We start from the raw sequence: 20,344 nt of genomic DNA, 5'->3' as shown, positions 1-20,344 counted from the left end.
TGTTAAAATATCTTTTAAGGAGATGATTGTCATGTCAATAGACTTTAAAAGTATCGTTCTTAAATATAAAGAACAATTTATAAAAGATACACAAGATTTACTTAGAATTAATTCAGAGTTGACCACATTTGACCCGAATAGAATCGGTGCACCATTTGGTGAAGGAAATAAAGCAGCTCTAGATTTCATGCTTGACCTTGCAAAAAGAGATGGTTTTGTGACAGAAAACGTCGATGGATATGCAGGACATATTGAATTTGGTACGAGTAAGGAATACATTGGTTCCATGGGACATTTAGACGTTGTTCCTGCTGGAACAGGATGGACGTATCCTCCATATGCTGCAGAAATCCACAACAACCGTATTTATGCACGTGGTGCAGAAGATGATAAGGGTCCTACAATGGCTGTTTATTATGCAATGAAAATTTTAAAGGACTTAAATGTTGAATTAAAAACAAGAATTAAGTTGATTTTAGGCTTAGATGAAGAATCTGGATGGAAGTGTGTGGATTATTATTTTAAAAAACACCCACAAGCACCTATTGCAGGATTTATTCCGGATGCAGATTTCCCTCTGATCTATGCAGAAAAGGGAATCACCATGACCATTATTCGTGGTACATTTAATCAATCACAATTATTAAGTGTCCAAGGTGGTTTAAGAGCAAATATGGTTCCTGAAAGTGCACAAGCGACTTTAAAACCGAATTTAGTGGTTAAAAATGCTTGGGATCAATACTTACTGGATCATAATTTAAAAGGATCATCATCTATTAATCAAGAAACAATGACTTTTGTAGTAGAAGGTAAATCTGCTCACGGTTCATTACCGGATGATGGTATCAATGCATTACATTTATTATTCAAAGGACTACAAGTATCCGGTGTTAAGTCTGATTTAGTCGATTTTGCAAATAAATATCTTGTTTTAGATACAACTGGAGAAAAATTTAAAGTAAATTATACCGATAATGAAATGGGACACCTTACAGTAAACTGGGGATTGATGAAGACAGAAGCTAATACTTTTGAAATCGTATTGAACTTAAGATATCCAAAAGGTGTAGATTATCAAAAAGATGTTTTTGAAGTGATTAAAAAACAACTGCCTGAAGGTTATTCTTTAGATGTGGATCACCATCAAAAACTTTTATATAAAGATCCAAACTCCAAACTTATTCAAACACTTATGAATATTTACCAAAAACATACTGGAGATTTAACACCTCCTATATCTATTGGTGGTGGTACATTTGCAAGAGCTACAGATAATGTAGTTGCATTTGGTCCGCACTTCTTAGATAAACCAACCTATATTCATCAAAAAGATGAGTTTATCGATATTGATGATTTAATGAAGGCACTTATTATCTACACAGAGAGTTTGTACGAACTCGCAAAATAAATAATTAGAATGGAGTTCTTATGAAACAATATTTAGATTTGGCAAGATACATCATGGAACATGGTACTGAAAAAATGGACCGTACCTTAACAGGAACAAAATCAGTTTTCGGTTACCAAATGCGCTTTGATTTAAATGAAGGATTTCCGCTTGTTACAACTAAAAAAATATTTTTAAAAGGTATCATACATGAATTACTATGGTTCATTAAAGGTGATACCAATATAAAATATCTTGTGGATAATCACGTAGGTATTTGGACAGATTGGCCATATAAAACATATAAAAATTCAGCAGACTACCAAGGTGAGTCTATGGAAGAATTTGCTGAAAAAATTAGACAAGATGCTTCATTTGCTCAAAAATGGGGAGATTTAGGTCCTGTGTATGGTTCACAGTGGAGAAACTTTAATGGTGTTGATCAACTAAAATATGTCATTGATCTCATTAAATACCAACCAGACTCCAGAAGAATTGTATTATCCGCTTGGAATCCTGCTGAAATAGATAAAATGACCTTACCTCCATGTCATACCTTAATCCAGTTTTATGTCGTTAATAATAAGCTTTCTTTACAACTTTATCAACGTAGTGGTGATGTCTTCTTAGGTATACCATTTAACATTGCATCATATGCATTGTTTTTAATGATGATTGCTCAAGTCACAGGTAAAGAAGTTGGTGAATTTGTACATACAATTGGAGATGCACACATTTATTCTAATCATTATGAGCAAATTAATCTTCAACTTGAAAGAACACCACGAAAACTTCCAAAACTCAAAATCAATCCACTTATTAAAAACATAGAAGACTTTAAGTTTGAAGACTTTGAATTAGTGGATTATAATCCATATCCTGGAATTAAAGGAAAAGTTGCTGTATGATACACGCAATATGGGCAATGGATATTAACTGGATGATTGGAAAAGATAATATTTTACCATGGCATTATAAAGAAGATTTACAATACTTTAAGCAAATGACCAAAGATAAAACTGTTTTAATGGGTGAGGCAACTTACCGTTCATTAAAATCATATTACAAGGAAAAACCATTACCTTTTGGTAAAATGTTTGTTGCAAACCTTATAGATACTGTTTATTCAGATGCAGAGTGTGTCACAGATGTTATTTCTTTCATCAAGTCATACACTGATGAATTGTGGGTGATTGGTGGGAAGATTATTTATAATCTGACATTACCTTATGTAGATTATCTGCACATTACACATGTATTAAACTATCATGAAGGTAATGTATATTTCACACCCTTTAAATTATCAACATATCAATTAGTAGAAAAAAAAGTGTTGCCTGGATTAATCTTTGCAACATATAAAAAGTAGGTATTTATGTTTATTACATTATTTTTAATATCTTGGTTAACATTCTCAACACTTATGTCACTTTGGATTGGTGAATACTTTATAATACTTTGGGTGATTTTAGGCTTTTTTGTTGGATGGATCATGATTCTATTAGGACTCGTATTTCACACCTATGTATTTGGTAAATTACCTTTAAACAGCAAATATAAATATTTTGGTTGGCAAAGTGCTGCTAGAGCAATTGGTTTATTAGTGTTTAACTTACGTATAGAAGTTGTAGGTAAAGAAAATGTTCCAATGGATGGCAAATTGGTTGCATATTCCAATCATAAGTCTTATTTAGATCCATTGATTGCGATACAAGCTATTGATAGACCTATGGGATTTACACCAAAGTCTACATTGCTTAAAATTCCCTTTTTTAAGGATGTTATCTTAAGAATGAGTTGTATGCCTATTTATAGAGAAGACAACCGTAAAACGGCAAAAGCACTTGTTCAAACGATTAAAAACATTGAAGATGGGTTTGCAATGATTGTTTTTCCAGAAGGTGGTAGAAAAAACAGGGATACAGACTCTGTCTTAGCTACAAAAGCGGGTTCATTCCAACTTGCTGTAAAACCTAAAGCAACCATCTTACCGATGACAATTATTGGAAACTCTCAAATTCAACACCGTGCACCATTTAGAGTTACCAAGATTAAAGTGGTTATTCATCAACCGATACCTTATGAAGATTATAAAGATTTAACAACTCAACAAATCGGTGATTTGGTATCTGAAAAAATTAACGAAGGACTCATCGAATGATTAGAGTGATTGATGTTCATGATATGGATTTATTCGAATCAACAAAACTGATTAGAAGTTTAATTGAGGAAAAATCCAAGGGAATACTTGTTATTATTCATGGATATGGATCAACATCGAATCAATTCAAAAAACTCACTGAAATTAGAAATATTGGTCGTTCTAGAGTGAAAAAGGGACAACTGGTTATATCCATTTCAGGTCCGGAATTAAATGACCCACTCCATCGTATAAAATTCACTTCAGATGAACTCTCAAAATTGAATTCTTATATCGTTAATAGTGGTGTAACTATTATGAAAAAATAAAATAAAATGGTACTTAAGCATGAGCTTATGTACCATTTTTTCTTCAAATTATAGATCGTATTGTTTGATGACTTCAACAGTATCATCTGTTATTTTAAAGTATACAATACTTGAGTTACCAACAAAATGATTTGTATATGTAAATTTATCCTTATTGGATAAGATGATTAAAGATTTAATCACATGTGCGTGTGCTACAATTAAAACTTTTTGATGGCTATGTAAATTTGATATTCTTTGAACTGCACTTAAAATTCTTGACTGTAATGAAGGATTATCTTCAAAACCATCTTTTCTAAAATCATCAAGTGTGATGATTGGTAAGACCTCATCAATCGATTTACCTTCAAAAGGACCAAAATCACGTTCTAAAAGGTTTTTATCCGTATAGTTAACTTGGAGTCCAATATAAGATCCAACTATTTCTGCAGTCTTTAAAGCACGTTTTAATGGAGATGAAATTAATACATCAAATGTTTCATTGTTATCTCTTAAATAAGTACCTAAAGTTTCTGCTTGATGAATACCTTCACTGTTTAAAGGATTATCCATTCTACCTTGTACTAATTGCTTTTTATTATAGTCTGTTTCACCGTGTCTAATCATTGCTATTATCATAATGTTCACCCTTGATGATTATAACATCACATTTACTTTAAAACAACCTTACTTTTTGATAAAATAGGTATAGAAAGAAATGGTGGTAAAAAATGGAAGAAAAAAATTGGCAAGAAGTATTACTTGAAATATGGCAAACAATTGTATCATGGTTTGAAGTAGCTACAGGATGGCTTGATCCATTATTAAAACCAACAACGGATCAATGGTGGGTTTCAGGGTTCGATTATTTTAACACGTTCCCAGTGTTGCTTCAAATCCTCTTTGTTGGTATTTTAGGATTACTAATCTTAATGGGACTTTTCTCATTGATAAAGAAGTCACTAAAAATAGTGGTTGTCGTTGGAATCATCGTATTGGTATTTATGGTATTAAATGGATAGTTTGTTTTACAATAAAGGAGGAATCAACATATGGATATGATTGATTTAATTAATAAGAAAAAGTATGGTCAAAAACTTACGAATGAAGAAATCAGCTTTATAATTAAAGGATATACTAAAGGGATTATTCCTGATTATCAAATGTCATCATTTTTAATGGCTGTATATTTTAATGGTATGGATGCAACAGAATCTACATCATTAGCTATGGCAATGAGAGATAGTGGAGAAGTATTAGATTTAAAAGATATAAAAGGTACTAAGGTAGATAAACATTCAACAGGTGGTGTGGGTGATAAGGTAAGTTTAGTACTTGCACCTCTCGTAGCATACTTAGGTGCAAAGCTTGCAAAAATGAGTGGAAGAGGTTTAGGTCATACAGGTGGTACAATTGACAAATTGGAATCCATTCCTGGATTTAAAGTTGAACTACCACTCAATCAATTTAAAGATCAAGTTAATCAAATTGGTTGTGCAATCGTCGGACAAAGTGGAGATATCGCACCAGCTGATAAAAAGATTTATGCATTACGTGATGTAACAGCGACAGTAGATTCAATGCCATTAATTGCATCCTCAATTATGAGCAAAAAATTAGCATCTGGTGCAGATGCAATTGTCTTAGATGTTAAGGTAGGATCAGGTGCATTTATGAAGACTAAAGAAGATGCAATGAGCTTATCCAGATTAATGGTTGACATTGGTAAACAAGCAGGTAAACAAGTAACAGCAATTCTTACATCAATGGAAGAACCATTAGGTCATAAGATTGGTAACGCACTTGAAGTATACGAATCCATTGAAACACTTGAAGGACATGGACCAAAGGATTTGACTGAGGTTGTATCTGTTATAACAGGTCACTTATTAAAAGCTGCAGGAATTGTTGAATCATTTGAAGCAGGTTATGAATTATCTAAAACAACATTGGCAGAAGGAAAAGCAGTTGATAAGTTCTACGAGTTCGTTGGAGCGCAAGGTGGAGATGTAGCATTTATTAAGAACAAGAAGAATTTACTTGGCAATACCAAACGACATGAGATTGTTGCAACATCCAGTGGATACTTAGAAAAAGTGGATGCACTTAATTTTGGGATAGCTGCAATGAAGCTTGGTGCAGGAAGAATGACTAAGGAAGATAAGATCGATTTATTTGTTGGTTTAGATTTAAAGAAAAAGATTGGTGATGAAGTTAAAATTGGTGAAGTGATCTGTATATTACATCACCAAGATAAAGGACTTAAAGATGCAATTGAATTGATTGAAAAATCATATGTCATTGGTTCAGAAAAACGTGAGTTAAAACTAATTGAAGAGACTATTGTTTAATGAGAATTATCGCTGGAAAATTTAGAAGTAGAACACTAAAAATGGTACCTTCTGAATCCACTAGAGAAACGTCGGATAAAGTTAGAGGGGCTGTTTTTAATAGCTTATCGGACTCCATTTTAAATGCAAGAGTTTTGGATTTATTTGCTGGTTCTGGTTCATATGGAATTGAATCTATATCAAGAGGTTCTAAGTTCACCGTGTTTAATGATTATAAACCTATAGCTGTTATGACAATTAAGGAGAATCTTATATCACTTGGAGTACTAGATTCCGTTGAGGTCATTCAAATGGATTACCAAAAAGCAGTGACTCATTTGATAGATAAGAATCAATTATTTGATGTCATATTCTTAGATCCTCCATATGATTTTAAAAATTATGAAGAATTAATTGAATCACTTACCTTAATTACAATCAACGGTTCAATGATTTGTTTAGAAGTACACAAGGATACAAAACTCACATTGAATCATTCATCTGCATTTAGCGTATATAAAGAAAAAACTTATGGTATTAAAAAAATAATTTACATTATAAATAATTAACATTGTATTTTATGGATAAATGAAGTAAAATTAATTTGACATTAAAAAGGAGTTGACAAGGCATGGAATGGTATTTTGTATTACTGATAGCAATCGGTACCTTATTATTAGGTGGAGTACTCGGATTCTTTATTTCAAGATCATGGTTTAAAAAATATTTAGAAAAGAACCCACCAATCGATGAGCGTTCAATACGTGAAATGTTTAGACAAATGGGAAGAACTCCATCTGAAAAACAAGTACGTCAAGTATTAGCATCGATGAAGCAAAATCAAAAATAATTTATAAATCAAGTGCGCAAGCACTTTTTTTATTAGTCAATGTCAAAAATGTATGTTTAGTAAATGTATACACTGTAATTAAATACTAAACATACATTTTTTTATTTTTATTGACTCAAAAAATGATTTTAGTTTAAAATTGTTAAACCCGTCAATTAAACTCTCTATGGCAAAGTGATTCCAATAATGATCAAGGTTTATTTTCTGAGAAGCGGTTGAGGAATCTTTCATTTCATTTGGTTCCTATCTAATACTCATTTTTTTTATTTTGAGTAGATTGATTGAAATTATATATATACCTATAGAAAGTAGTAGAAGAAGTAAGACATAATTATAGTGAATTTAGGTCATAATGGACTCTCATGACTTATGCGTGTGTGGGATATGTAATCATGAAGGTATAAGTAGTTCAAACGCTAATAATCCTCTCTTCAAAACGTTAAATATACTCAACGACGGAATAAGATGTATTTTATTATGAAAAAAACCATTAAAATCAGCATTTAAATATATTCATTTTAGGTTTCATGTATCCATTAAATGCCATAAGAACCCTCTTTGTAATTATATTTTTGTTCCTATAATGTATATTATGTTAACTAGTATTTCACAGCCTAGTGGTGCGGTGGATTGCTAATGTGTGGAAAAGTTGGAAATGAAAATAACATGAATTTAAAGGTCTAAGTGCTGCTTTTGATATAAAGCATCTATAATCAAGTAAATGATGATATATATATTGTGAGTTTCTTTAAATAAATGATATCGACTTGTTATATAATATAAATGAGGTGATTATATGAATAAAAAACGAGTTTTAGTAATATTTACTGGCGGTACAATAGCCATGATGAATGATCTAAATACAATGAGAACGGTGATGTCTAGTGGCAATATAAACTTAATTGAACAGATTAAAGACAAGCTTTTAGACATTGAAATTGACTATCATGAGCTAACTTATTTACCAAGTCCTTATATTACACCTGAACATATGTTTAAACTTGCTAAACTTATTGAATCAAAAATTAGTGTTGAAAAATACGATGGAATCGTTATAACGCATGGAACTGATACAATTGAGGAGACAGCTTACTTCTTAGAAATTTACTTTAATATAGAAACTCCTATCGTTCTAACAGGTTCAATGAGGAACATATCTGAGCTTGGATATGATGGTTTTTCCAATATCGTATCATCTATATTAGTGGCTGCGTCTGATGACTCAAAAACCCGTGGAGTATTACTTGTCTTAAATGATGAGATCAATTCTGCGTCTGAGGTTGTCAAAACACATACGGTCGCTCTTGATACATTCAAGTCATTAGAATTTGGTCCTCTTGGAATCGTTGATTCTAAAGATGTTATCTATCATAGATTGAATACATATACTAAACCAAATATTAAAATTACTAAACTTACAAAAAGGGTGGAAATTATCAAAGTTGCTACTGGATCCACATCAAATATCATCAATTTCCTCATTGATGATAAGGTTGATGGTATCGTATTAGAAGCACTGGGACGTGGTAATGTACCTCCAATGATGCTAGAGGGAATTAAGCATGCTATATCAAATGGGGTACCTGTTGTTCTTACTTCAAGATGTCCAAAAGGTAGAGTATTTGATACGTATGCATATGAAGGTGGAGGACATCACTTAAAGAGTTTAGGCGTCTTATTTTCAGGAAATTTACCTAGTCAAAAAGCTAGACTACTTCTTATGATGGCGCTTGAACAACATAATAATTTATCAGATTTACGTAAATATTTCGATTAAAAAAAGTGCATTTAATGCACTTTTGTTTATATATAGTAAACTTATATTCACTTAATTAGGCCTAAGAAACTAGAACCATATGGAGTTTTTTCTACTTTAAAATTGTCTGAAATCGTTCTAGCGATATCTGAGAAAGTTGTTAATATTGGTAGATTTCCACCTTCAGTAAATGACTTACTATATGCAATTAATGGAACAAATTCTCTTGTATGATCTGTACCTACATATGTAGGATCATTACCGTGATCTGCAGTGATTAATAATAGGTCATCATCATTTAAATTATTCATCAATAAAGGGAGTTGTTTATCGAATTGCATGAGGGCATTTCCATATCCAATTGGGTCTCTCCTATGTCCATATAATGCATCGAAATCTACTAAATTTAGGAAGCATAATCCATTAAAATCTTTAGTTGCCCATTCAGTAATTTGATTCATACCATCATCATTTGAAACAGTTTTTGAATACTTATTGATACCATAACCATCAAAAATATCATTAATTTTTCCGAGAGCTATGACATCATAATTTGCCTCATCTAGAAAATTTAGTGTAGTTTTTTCATGAGGTTTTAAAGCATAATCATGACGATTTGGAGTACGTTTAAAGTTGGTTTTGTTAGTTCCTAAGAATGGTCTTGCGATTACTCTACCGACTTTCCATTCAGGTTTCATTGTGATTTCTCTAGCGATTTCACATATTTTATATTGTTCTTTAATCGGAATAATTTCTTCATGCATAGCAATTTGTAATACTGAATCTGCTGATGTATAGACAATAATATTTCCAGTCTTCATGTGTTCTTCACCAAGTTCTACAAGTATTTCAGTACCTGAAGCTGCAACATTACCTATTACTTTTCTACCAGTTTTTTCTTCTAATTCTTTAATTAATTCCTCAGGAAAACCATGGGTTGTAAATGTTTGGAATGGTTTAGTTATATATAATCCCATCATTTCCCAGTGACCAGTCATTGTATCTTTTCCAAGTGATGCTTCTTGTATTTTTGTAACATAAGACTGGTTTAAATTGACTGGTTTTAACCCCTTAATTGGTTCTATATTTGCAATACCTAACGCTTCTAAATTAGGTAACTTTAAATCCATACTAGTTGCAATATGTCCTAAAGTATGTGCATTAATATCGGATACACCATCATTAAAATATGATGTAGCATCTGGTTGAGCTCCGATTCCAACAGAGTCCATAACGATAAGAAAAACTCTTTTAAATCTCATTTTATTCTCCTTTTGCCCGTGGGTGTGTTTTTTGATAAATCTCTTTTAATCTTTGTTGTGATATATGTGTATAAATCTGTGTTGTGGATATATCTTCATGGCCTAATAATAGCTGAAGACTTCTTAAATCCATACCATTTTCGAGTAAGTGTGTTGCAAATGAATGTCTCAATGTATGTGGTGAAATCTGTGTTGGATCTATTGATGCTTCTAATGCTAATTTCTTTAATACTTTAAAGAATCCAACACGAGATAACGGTAATCCATTGTGGTTTAAAAACATGTAATCATTCTTGTCTTTAAGTAATTCTTCTCTACCACGAACTAGATAATTTCTAACAGCAATTACGGCCATATCTGAGATAGGTACCATTCGTTCTTTGTTACCTTTTCCTCTGACAATAACATAACTTTGAGCCATATGAATATCTTTTATTTTAATAGATAATAGTTCACTAACACGAAGACCTGAACCATAGATAAGTTCAATTAATGCTTTATTTCTTAAGGATAATGGTGCATCATTTTGTATCACTTCTAATAGTCTTACAATTTCATCTACGCTTAAAACTGTTGGTAAACTCTTACTGATTTTAGGTGCACTAATTCTAGAACTGACGTCTGTATCAACTTCTTTTTCTAAGAGTAAAAATTTGTGAAAAGCCTTAATGGAAGTTAACTTTCTTGCTTGTGTCTTTGAAGATATTTGTTTTTTATTGAGGGTCTTTAAAAATGCTTCTATGTGTTTAGTTTCAATATCTTTTGGATCATTTACTTTATAATATGTTTCTAGATAGAGACCATAGCTTTTAATATCTATCATATAAGCACTCAATGTATTCTTAGATAACCCCCGTTCATTACTTAAATAAAATTGAAAATCATTAATTAAATATTTCATACAAATAACATAAATACTTGATTACCAAGCATAACTCCTTCCTTGGTTAATCTTAAATTACCATCATGAATATCAACTAATCCGATATTAATTTTGTCTGTTAATTGCGGGTATTTTTCAAATAAATTTATATTATATTTACTTTCTAAATACGCTATATTTATACCTTTAGTGAGTCTTAACCCAAATATTAATTCGTCTTGTAGTTTTAATTCAGTTGTTTGTAAAACTTTCTCTTTAATAAAATGATCCATATATTGAGACATACCACGCTCATTATAAGTTCGATAATTATCAATAAATCCATGTGCTCCTAAGCCACAACCAATATATTCACCTAATGTCCAATAAATGGAATTATGTAATGAATAATGGCCATGTTTTGCATAATTACTGATTTCATATTGCTCATATCCAAGATCCTTTAATGCATTCATGATATATTCATACATCAAAGCTTCCATATCCTCATCCATCGGCTCGAAATTACCCTTTAAATACTGATGATAAAAATAAGTTTTATCTTCTAGTATTAAAGAATAATAAGATATATGTGTAATGTCTAATTTTTTAAATTGCTCAATATCATACTTGATATGTTCCATCGTTTGACCAGGTATTGCAAATATCAAATCTATCGAAATATAAGGAATACCAATAGATTTTAAATCATCAATGATTGCTTTAACTTGTTCCTCTTTATGGCCACGATTTAAATAGACTAATAAGTCGTTATCAAATGTTTGAACACCCATGGAAACTCTATTGATTCCATATTTTTTAAATAATAGACCTTTTTCGTGTGTATAGCTTTCAGGATTGAGTTCGATTGAGTATTCTAAGGGTTTGATATTTGTAAGTGAATCAAATAGAAACGTAAGTTGATCAACCGTTAACATAGAAGGTGTTCCACCACCGATAAAGATAGTTTCAATAGTCCTAAAATGTTCTTGATAGGATAAAATTTCTTCTCTAAGTTTAATTAAATATTGGTCAATCACATCTTGATTTTTAGGAACTCTTTTGACAAAATCACAGTAATGACAAATATATTCACAAAAAGGAATATGTATATAAAGGCCTTTCATCTAGGTTACCTCGCTTTATTCTATTATATCAAAAATAAAGAGGTATCCAACCAACTTTGGATACCTCAAAAAGAGAGAGGAGAAAATTAACCTAATTTAAAAGGTATTTTAATTTTCTTGGTCGTTTTGTTTCGTAATATTCTCTAAAATTTCATCCAATTGACGATCTTGTGTTATTTCAAGATCATTGGTTAACGTTGAATCCATGATTCTAGATGCATCTTTTGCACCTCTAACAATCTTTAAATCATATAATGATGATTTCATATAGGCCTCCTGTTTTTTCAATAAAAAAGGGTACGAATATAGATATTCTTACCCTCTCAATATTTTATTTAAAAATATGTCAATGTTTTGACTATTAACCTTTGAACTATGATTAAGTTTGAACGTAATCTTCACACTCATATAATTCCCTCATCCAGTAATCTTTATTACACATACATTGTAACATGTAAGCGCATTCATGTCAATCAATATGGTAAAAAAAAGATATCACATAGTGATATCATTTTTAATCGTCTGAATTTGAAAGTATTGCCATGAAAGCACTTTGTGGAATATCAACTCTACCAAATGTCTTCATACGTTTTTTACCTTCTTTTTGTTTTTCCAATAACTTCTTCTTACGTGAAATATCTCCACCATAACATTTAGCTAAAACGTCTTTTCTCATGGCTTTAATAGTTTCTCTAGCAATGATTTTTCCACCGAGGGCAGCTTGCACTGGAATTTCAAACATTTGTCGAGGTATGAGTGTTTTTAATTTCTCAACAATTGCCTTGCCTCTTTGATATGCAAACTCTTTATGTACGATAACCGATAAAGCATCGACAACTTCACCATTTAATAATATATCCATTTTTCTTAAATCAGAAGCCATATACCCATCTAATACATAGTCAAATGAAGCATAACCTTTAGTACTTGATTTTAATTTATCAAAGAAATCATAAACAATTTCTGCAAGTGGTAATCTATATGTTAATAATACTCTGGTTTGATCCATATATTTCATATCGATAAATATACCACGTTTTTTCTGACAAATATCCATAACAGAACCCACATAGTCTTTTGGACACATAATGGTTGCTTTAACAACAGGCTCGTTTATATAATCAATTTTTTGAATATCAGGTAAGAATGTTGGATTATCAACTAGAATTTTCTCACCATTTGTCATATATACATGATAAACAACGGATGGAGCTGTTGCAATTAATTCAATATTAAATTCTCTGGATATTCTTTCTTGAATAATATCCATATGTAACAATCCTAGGAACCCTGTTCTAAATCCAAAACCTAATGCTTGAGAAGTTTCTGGTTCATAAATTAATGAGGCATCATTTAATTTTAGTTTTTCTAATGCATCTTTTAAATCTTGGTATTGATCTGGATCAATTGGGTAAAGTCCACAGAATACAACTGGATTTAATGTTCTATAACCTGGTAGTGGTTTTTCAGCTCTTTTAGTTGCATGTGTAATTGTATCACCCACACGGACTTCATTTAATGTTTTAATAGCTGCAGTAAGGTAACCTACATCACCAGGACCCAATACATCAACTACTTTTTGGGTAGGAGTGTAAACACCAACCTCAACAACTTCAAACTTAGCTTTAGTCGCCATAAATTCGATCATATCGCCTTTTTTAATAGAACCGTTAATAACTCTTATTGTCGGTACAACACCTCGATAAGCATCAAAGAATGAGTCAAAAATCAATGCTTGAAGCGGTGCATTTTCATCACCATCTGGTGCCTTTACATCTTTAATAATACGCTCAAGTATTTCATCAACACCTAAACCTGATTTGCCACTTGCTTTTACAGCGTTTGATGCATCTATACCAATGACCTCCTCTATTTCTCTTCGAACTTTTTCAGGTTCAGCGGATGGTAGGTCTATTTTATTTAATACCGGTATAATTTCTAGATTATTATCAAGTGCTAGGTAGACGTTTGCTAATGTTTGAGCTTGTATTCCTTGTGCAGCATCTACGACTAAAACAGCACCTTCACAAGCTGCTAAAGATCGTGACACTTCATAAGTAAAGTCTACGTGACCTGGAGTATCTATTAAATGCAAAATATATTCTTGATTATCTTTGGCTTTATAAGTGAGTTGTACGGCATTTAATTTAATGGTAATGCCACGCTCACGCTCTAAATCCATAGAATCAAGTAATTGTTCTTTCATTTTTCTTTTTTCAACTGAAGACGTCATTTCTAGTATACGATCAGCCAGTGTTGACTTACCATGATCTATATGCGCAATAATTGAGAAGTTTCTTATAAATTTTTGTCTATCGTTTAATGTGTTATATTTCAAGTTATTCATACCTTTCAATGCCCTTACTATTTTATCATATAATGATATTTGAAAACAATGTTTTAATTTTCACATAGTTTACATTTTCTTTTATAACTTTCTTTGACTTAATAATCTGAATGAAATATAATATGTGTGAATAAACGATACCTATACAAATATGGAGGAAATTATGAAAAAAGGATTTTTCGTTATATTATTTTTACTTGCTGCTGTTTTCTTAACAGCATGTGGACCTGCTGAACGTACTTACTACTTCGCAAGTCAAACGCCAACTGACACATCTTCTTGGGTTTACTGGGTTGTTGTTGTTAAAGAAGGTGACAAAATTGTAGATGCTGAATGGAATGCATTCAATATCGAAGGTGATGCAAATGCAACTTACCAAGGTAAGGATAAAGTTACTGCATCAGAAGAGCATATTTATAATATGAACTCAACATTATGGTGGCATGAACAAGCTCAACTCGTTATCGATAAGTTTATCGAAACTGGTGATGTAAATGATAGAGAACCTGCTCCTGCTGGTGTATCCATTACTACAGATGAATTCTATACATTAGCTGAGTTAGCGTTAGCTTCTGAACCTGTTGCTGCTGGAGAATACGAAGAAGGGTATCACTTCGTTTCACTAAAATCAACAGCTTCAAATCACGCACCTGTGTATTATTATGACCCAGTTAAAGAAACAGTTGTTTCAACTGGTGCTTGGGATGCATATTCATTTGGTTCATTTGTTGTAGTTAACGGTAAGATTGTACTTGCTTACTTCAATAATGTTTTCTATGGATATAAAGCAATTGTTGAAAATGGATTTGTTAAAAAACAATCTATGGATCATGATAATGACCCAGAAACAGCTAATATCAACGTTTCACTCATGGCTAGCTATACAACTGCAAATCCTAAATTATTAAAGACTAAGAATCAATTAGGAACTTCTTACGGTATGGCTGGAGCTTCTCCAATCGGTAAAGAGTACTTCCAACAAGCTAAAACTGCTGGAGATTACTTAATTACTAACCAAGAATTCCCTGCTGTCAATGATAATGGTGATTTCGATTCAGTATCTGGTGTAACAATCACTGCTTCTGATTTCGTAGCACTTTGGGAAGAACTTCCTAAAAAGTAATATAATAAATGAAAAGGTATTCAATTTGAATACCTTTTTTCATGTTATTTTATAGTTGAACCAGATGGTACTTCTTTTGATGTATATTTACCAATTCTAAATAATCTACAATTTCTACCGATTCTCATATCGCTTGGTACGATTGTGGATTTCTCAACTACAGTAATACCTGATGATAAAACATCGGGTTTTTCTTGATTTGGTGTAAAATCATTTCCATATCCTATATGTGTTCTTTGACCTACAACAACATGTTTATCAATAATACAGTTATCAATCGTTACATTTTCACTGATAATTGTGTCATTTAAGATAATTGAGTCTTTTACTAAAGAACCTTTACCTATTCTAACACCGGGTGATAAAACTGAATTTATAACTGTACCTTCAATAATACAACCGTTTGAAATTAATGAATCGACTATATTTGCATCACCAAAAACTTTTACAGGTGGTTTCTCTTCTGATTTAGTAAAAATCTTCCAACTTGGATCATATAAGTCTAATGGTGTATAGGGTTTAATCATCTCAAGGTTAGCTTCTAAATAAGAATCATATGTACCTACATCTTTCCAATAATCATTAAATTTATATGCATAAACAGCCTTCTTTGTGTGTTCTATTAAGTGAGGAATGATATGTTTACCAAAATCTAAATCTTCATCCTTTAAAGCATTTAAAGCTTCCGTTAAAAAATCTAAATCGAACAAGTAAATTCCCATACTTGCTAGATTACTTTTAGATGTTTTTGGTTTCTCTTCAAAATTAATAATTTCATTATCTCTATTGGTAGTCATAATACCAAAACGAGAAACTTCTTTGATGTCAACTTCTTGACAAGCAATCGTAAGTCTAGCATTTGTAGCCTTATGATGTGCAATCATTTTCCTGTAGTCCATCTTGTAAATATGGTCTCCAGAAAGTATTAAAACATATTTTGGTTTTTTCTTAATGATAAACTCTAAATTTTTATTAACAGCATCTGCTGTTCCTTTATACCACATGCTATGAGGTTGTAACAAGGTTACTTGGGAATTATTACGGTCTAAATCCCATGGTTTACCACTTCCAACATGGTCATTTAAAGATAATGGCAGATATTGTGTTAGTATTGCAATATCATATATACCTGATTGACTACAATTTGATAAAGCAAAATCAATAATGCGATACTTACCAGCAAATGGCATTGCAGGTTTAGAGCGTCTGTTTGATAAAATATCGAGTCTACTCCCCTTACCGCCAGCAAGTATTAAAGCTAATGTTTCCATAACTAATCCTCCAGTATTTTATTATATAATTCTATATATTTTTTAGACATGTTTTGATTACTAAAATCGGTATTCATCGCTTGCTGTATGAGTTTTTGCCATGTTTTAGGTTGTTGATTGTAAAGTGAGATTGCTTCATAAAGCTTTTCTTTGAATTCTAAACTCGAAAGATTAGCAAAACTGAAACCTGTTCCTTCATGCGTGAATTTATTATATGGTTTTACTGTATCTTTTAAACCACCGGTTTCCCTTACAATCGGTAAACTTCCATAAGTCATTGCGATCATTTGACCTAAACCGCAAGGTTCAAACTCAGATGGCATCATGAATATGTCAGATGCTGCATAAAGTTCATGTGCTAAGGCTTCGTTATAGCCAATATAATTACCAACTCGGTTAGGGTATTTATCTGTTAAAAATTTGAAATAGTTGCTGAATTCTGGATCCCCACTACCTAAAAAGAAAAACATTGCATTTGTATTAGCTATAACGCCTTCAACGGTATCTTTGATCATCCATAATCCCTTTTGGTTAGCATATCTACCAATATAGACCACAAATGGCACATCATAGATCGTTCCTAGATTAAATCGTTCATAGACTTGTTTTTTATTGTCTGTTTTACCTTTTTTATATGTTTCATAATTATAATTAGTAATTAACTTATCTCGATTTGGATGGAATGAATGATAATCAATTCCATTTAATATACCAATGAGGTCATCTTTTCTATATTGAAGTGCTCCATCAAGTGTAAAACCATACTGAGGTGTTAAAATTTCTTCTCTATAATTAGGTGAAACAGTAGTTATTTTATTTGCTAATTCGATCCCTGCTTTTAAGAAGTTAACACGTTCAAAATGTATATAACTATAATCGAAATTTGTGTTAAAGAATCTAGACACATAAGGATCAAAGTTACCTTGATATTCCAGATTGTGTATCGTTAAAATGGTTTTCATTCGTTTAAAATAATCTATGTGATCATAATGTTTTTTCAGTAAATATGGAATCATACCTGTTTGCCAGTCATTGAGATGTAAAATATCAGGCTTTTTATTAAGTATAGTGAATAATTCAAGTGCAGCAAATGAGAAACAGACAAAACGTTCTGCATCATCATTAAAACCGTATAAACGGTCACGTTCAAAATAATGCATATTTTGTATGAAAATAATCTGAATACCGTCTTGATTTAAACTAAAATAATTTACATCGGTTTGAATTCCACCCATATAAATCGTTTTTCTTCCAATGTAAGTCATTTGATGATGATATTTTGCTATATCCCTATAGTATGGAGTAATAACAACGACTTCATGGTTCTGTTCTTTGATTCCTAATGGTAAAAAATGTGCAATATCAGCCAAGCCACCCGTCTTACTATATGGGTAGACTTCAGAGGCTATAAATGCTATCGTCATATCAATACCCTCCCTTAATAATATTCTATCATATGGTAACGGTTTTAGATAGAATAAATAAAACAGATGAGTTAATTCTCATCTGTTTGTTCAGTAATATTTAGTTCTTCCTCTATTTTTGTTACTTTAACACGTTCAATGACCTTATCTTCGTATTCTAGTACTTCAAATCGGTAATTATTATAAACAATAACAATCGCTTCATTTTCATCCGGGAATCTTCCGAGTTGACCTAAGATGAAACCGGATAATGTATCATAATCTTCAACAGGTAATCCAGCGTGTATTATATCTTCTACATCATCGATGTTTGTTAAACCATCGATTTCATAAACATTTTCGTTGATTGTAGAAATCTCATCTTCTTCATCATCATACTCATCAGAAATATTACCAAGAATCTCTTCGATTAAATCTTCGAAAGTAACAATACCTGCTGTGCCACCGTACTCATCAATTACAATTGCTATATGTACTTTTTGAGACTGCATATCTTTGAATAATTCACGTGTTCTCTTAGATTGGGGCACAAAATATGGATCCCTGATTAATGATTTTATATCGAAATCATCGGGATTTGGATGTTCATGTAAATATTTTAGTAAGTCTTTAACATGAAGTGTTCCAATAATCTTATCAATTGTATCTTCATAAACTGGGAATCTTGTGAACTTTTCGTTTGTTACATAAGAAATCAATTCTGTCTTATCCATATTAATCTCTATAGCAGAAACTTCAGTTCTGTGCGTCATAACTTCTTCTATGGTCGTTGTGTCAAATTCAAAAATATTTTGAATCATTTCATTTTCACCGGAATCGATAATACCTTTAGATTCCGATGCATTCAGTTCAAGAATAAGTTCATCTTCAGATAATGTATCATCATTATCATTAGGGCTTACACCCATTAAGCGTACGATTACGTTAGCAGTACTTGTTAAAAGTGCTACAAACGGTCTCATGATTAAAGCAATCACAGATAAGAAACCTACAAATGTATATGCAATTTTCTCAGGTGCTTTCATTGCTAATCTTTTCGGTACTAATTCACCTAATACGACTTGTAAATAGGTTAAAACCAGTGTAATTAATACAGTTACAACAGGTTGAACAATCAATATATCTAAATTAACTGAAGTGGCAATTGAGTTGGATATGATGCTTGCAAATGCGTCTGCTGCAATCGCACCATTAATAAACCCAAACATTGTAATCCCTATTTGGATGGTAGATAAGAACCTTGTCGGATCTTCGATAAGTTTTAAAACTTTTTTAGCTTTTAAACTTATTTTTCCTGTTTTTTCAGCATCTTGTTCTAGTTCTCTTCGACTAGAAGCTACTATTGCAATTTCACTTGCTGCAAAAACTCCATTTAAGAATATAAAGACGAATATTAAGAGTATTTGAATTTCCATTAGAGTGTAACCTCCAACAAGTCTGGATCTTCGCTAATCGTCCTCTGCCCGCTACTTGAATCTTCCATATATAATTTTTTCCTCCGTGTAATATCTTTTGATATAACGATAAATATCATATCAAATTTGATACGTTTTGTCAATGAATTGTATAATAAACCCCATATTCAATAGGTTTATGAAGCCAGTAATGATTCTATATAAGGTGCAATATCTTTTGGATTAAAGGCTGGTGAGAATCGATAAACTACCTCACCTTTTTGATTGACTAAGAATTTTGTGAAATTCCATTTGATGCGTTTTACCTTCTTCATTTTTAACTCAGTATCCTCTGTTGGTTTTATTTCCATTGGTGTATTTGCCTTCAAGTATTTAAATAATGGGTGAGCAAATAAACCATTAACCTTTATTTTTTCAAACAATGGGAAAGTTGTATTAAAATTTAATTCGCAAAACGCCTTAATTTCTTCCATATCGCCAGGTGCTTGACCCATAAACTGGTTAGATGGGAAATCAAGTATTTCAAATCCTTGATTTTTATATGTGTCATAGAGTTTTTGTAGACCGTCATACTGTTTTGTATATCCACATTTTGTTGCTGAGTTTATAATAAGTAACACTTTTCCCTCGAAAGGTCTAAGTGTTTGACTTTGATGATTTGAATTTTTAACAGTAATATCATATATGTTCATTGTGTAAATCCTCCTCTTATATATTTATATTATATAAAATAAAAAGTAAC

At 31.6% G+C, this 20,344-nt stretch carries 21 protein-coding genes; 11 read left to right on the top strand and 10 right to left on the bottom strand.

Annotated features, from left to right (window positions below; genetic code table 11):
• The first annotated feature begins 31 nt into the window (after nucleotides 1–31).
• Genes pepV through B5X49_RS00900 form a run of 5 tightly spaced genes read left to right on the top strand, consistent with a single transcriptional unit; the run spans nucleotide 32 to nucleotide 3,856 of the window.
• The gene (gene pepV, locus B5X49_RS00920; RefSeq protein ID WP_045749332.1) at nucleotides 32–1,408 is read left to right on the top strand and encodes a dipeptidase PepV; all 1,377 of its coding nucleotides are present in this window, start codon (nucleotides 32–34) and stop codon (nucleotides 1,406–1,408) included.
• A gap of 20 nt (nucleotides 1,409–1,428) precedes the next feature.
• A complete protein-coding gene (thyA, locus tag B5X49_RS00915) occupies nucleotides 1,429–2,295 on the top strand; it encodes a thymidylate synthase (RefSeq protein ID WP_045749331.1) in 867 nt (288 codons plus the stop codon).
• Nucleotides 2,292–2,756, top strand: a complete 465-nt coding sequence (locus B5X49_RS00910; RefSeq protein WP_045749330.1) for a dihydrofolate reductase — start codon at nucleotides 2,292–2,294, stop codon at nucleotides 2,754–2,756. Before thyA ends, B5X49_RS00910 begins: the two co-directional genes overlap by 4 nt.
• Before the next feature lie 6 nt (nucleotides 2,757–2,762).
• A complete protein-coding gene (locus tag B5X49_RS00905) occupies nucleotides 2,763–3,548 on the top strand; it encodes a lysophospholipid acyltransferase family protein (RefSeq protein WP_045749329.1) in 786 nt (261 codons plus the stop codon).
• Entirely contained in the window at nucleotides 3,545–3,856 is a 312-nt protein-coding gene (locus B5X49_RS00900; protein WP_045749328.1) for a hypothetical protein, read from the top strand. Before B5X49_RS00905 ends, B5X49_RS00900 begins: the two co-directional genes overlap by 4 nt.
• A 48-nt stretch (nucleotides 3,857–3,904) precedes the next feature.
• On the opposite strand, the gene B5X49_RS00895 is transcribed toward B5X49_RS00900, so the two are convergent.
• Entirely contained in the window at nucleotides 3,905–4,474 is a 570-nt protein-coding gene (locus tag B5X49_RS00895) for a histidine phosphatase family protein (protein ID WP_052670007.1), read from the bottom strand.
• 92 nt (nucleotides 4,475–4,566) lie between these two features.
• On the opposite strand from B5X49_RS00895, the gene B5X49_RS00890 reads away from it, so the two are divergent.
• The 5 genes from B5X49_RS00890 (at nucleotide 4,567) to B5X49_RS00870 (ending at nucleotide 8,792) form a co-directional block, all read left to right on the top strand.
• A complete protein-coding gene (locus B5X49_RS00890) occupies nucleotides 4,567–4,857 on the top strand; it encodes a hypothetical protein (RefSeq protein ID WP_045749327.1) in 291 nt (96 codons plus the stop codon).
• A 30-nt stretch (nucleotides 4,858–4,887) separates the two neighbouring features.
• A complete protein-coding gene (locus B5X49_RS00885; RefSeq protein WP_045749326.1) occupies nucleotides 4,888–6,186 on the top strand; it encodes a thymidine phosphorylase in 1,299 nt (432 codons plus the stop codon).
• A complete protein-coding gene (gene rsmD / locus B5X49_RS00880; protein WP_045749325.1) occupies nucleotides 6,186–6,734 on the top strand; it encodes a 16S rRNA (guanine(966)-N(2))-methyltransferase RsmD in 549 nt (182 codons plus the stop codon). The genes B5X49_RS00885 and rsmD overlap by 1 nt, the downstream gene beginning before the upstream one ends.
• Nucleotides 6,735–6,796: 62 nt before the next feature.
• Nucleotides 6,797–7,015, top strand: a complete 219-nt coding sequence (locus B5X49_RS00875; RefSeq protein WP_045749324.1) for a YneF family protein — start codon at nucleotides 6,797–6,799, stop codon at nucleotides 7,013–7,015.
• Between the two features lie 796 nt (nucleotides 7,016–7,811).
• Nucleotides 7,812–8,792 (top strand): asparaginase, encoded by a 981-nt coding sequence (locus tag B5X49_RS00870; protein ID WP_045749323.1) that lies wholly within the window; start codon nucleotides 7,812–7,814, stop codon nucleotides 8,790–8,792.
• Between the two features lie 47 nt (nucleotides 8,793–8,839).
• Here B5X49_RS00870 and deoB read toward each other — a convergent pair whose 3' ends face one another.
• The 5 genes from deoB to lepA all read right to left on the bottom strand — a co-directional run bounded on the left by deoB (nucleotide 8,840) and on the right by lepA (nucleotide 14,369).
• The gene (gene deoB / locus B5X49_RS00865; RefSeq protein ID WP_045749322.1) at nucleotides 8,840–10,033 is read right to left on the bottom strand and encodes a phosphopentomutase; all 1,194 of its coding nucleotides are present in this window, start codon (nucleotides 10,031–10,033) and stop codon (nucleotides 8,840–8,842) included.
• Between the two features lies 1 nt (nucleotide 10,034).
• Nucleotides 10,035–10,934: a site-specific tyrosine recombinase XerD gene (gene xerD, locus B5X49_RS00860; protein WP_045749321.1), complete on the bottom strand. Its 900-nt coding sequence runs from the start codon at nucleotides 10,932–10,934 to the stop codon at nucleotides 10,035–10,037.
• Nucleotides 10,931–12,022, bottom strand: a complete 1,092-nt coding sequence (gene hemW, locus B5X49_RS00855) for a radical SAM family heme chaperone HemW (protein WP_045749320.1) — start codon at nucleotides 12,020–12,022, stop codon at nucleotides 10,931–10,933. The genes xerD and hemW overlap by 4 nt, the downstream gene beginning before the upstream one ends.
• A 108-nt stretch (nucleotides 12,023–12,130) precedes the next feature.
• Entirely contained in the window at nucleotides 12,131–12,289 is a 159-nt protein-coding gene (locus tag B5X49_RS07645) for a hypothetical protein (protein WP_159444471.1), read from the bottom strand.
• Between the two features lie 247 nt (nucleotides 12,290–12,536).
• The gene (gene lepA, locus B5X49_RS00850) at nucleotides 12,537–14,369 is read right to left on the bottom strand and encodes a translation elongation factor 4 (RefSeq protein ID WP_045749319.1); all 1,833 of its coding nucleotides are present in this window, start codon (nucleotides 14,367–14,369) and stop codon (nucleotides 12,537–12,539) included.
• Nucleotides 14,370–14,532: 163 nt separating this feature from the next.
• Between lepA and B5X49_RS00845 the strand changes: the two genes are divergently transcribed.
• Complete coding sequence (locus B5X49_RS00845; RefSeq protein ID WP_045749318.1) at nucleotides 14,533–15,492, top strand: hypothetical protein; 960 nt, start codon at nucleotides 14,533–14,535, stop codon at nucleotides 15,490–15,492.
• Between the two features lie 44 nt (nucleotides 15,493–15,536).
• On the opposite strand, the gene B5X49_RS00840 is transcribed toward B5X49_RS00845, so the two are convergent.
• The 4 genes from B5X49_RS00840 to B5X49_RS00825 form a co-directional block, all read right to left on the bottom strand.
• Complete coding sequence (locus B5X49_RS00840; protein ID WP_045749317.1) at nucleotides 15,537–16,763, bottom strand: glucose-1-phosphate adenylyltransferase; 1,227 nt, start codon at nucleotides 16,761–16,763, stop codon at nucleotides 15,537–15,539.
• Between the two features lie 2 nt (nucleotides 16,764–16,765).
• Nucleotides 16,766–18,187, bottom strand: coding sequence for a glycogen synthase (locus tag B5X49_RS00835; protein ID WP_045749316.1), 1,422 nt, complete (start codon nucleotides 18,185–18,187; stop codon nucleotides 16,766–16,768).
• 71 nt (nucleotides 18,188–18,258) lie between these two features.
• Nucleotides 18,259–19,602 carry a hemolysin family protein gene (locus tag B5X49_RS00830; protein ID WP_045749315.1) on the bottom strand — a complete coding sequence of 448 codons (1,344 nt, stop codon included), beginning with the start codon at nucleotides 19,600–19,602 and terminating at the stop codon, nucleotides 18,259–18,261.
• A 176-nt stretch (nucleotides 19,603–19,778) separates the two neighbouring features.
• Nucleotides 19,779–20,294: a glutathione peroxidase gene (locus tag B5X49_RS00825; RefSeq protein WP_045749314.1), complete on the bottom strand. Its 516-nt coding sequence runs from the start codon at nucleotides 20,292–20,294 to the stop codon at nucleotides 19,779–19,781.
• Nucleotides 20,295–20,344 lie beyond the last annotated feature (50 nt).

The sequence above is a fragment of the Acholeplasma oculi genome, from assembly GCF_900166985.1.
Lineage (GTDB): Bacteria > Bacillota_I > Bacilli_A > Acholeplasmatales > Acholeplasmataceae > Acholeplasma > Acholeplasma oculi.
Note: the sequence above shows the minus strand (reverse complement) of the source record. Positions and strands in the feature narration are given on the sequence as shown.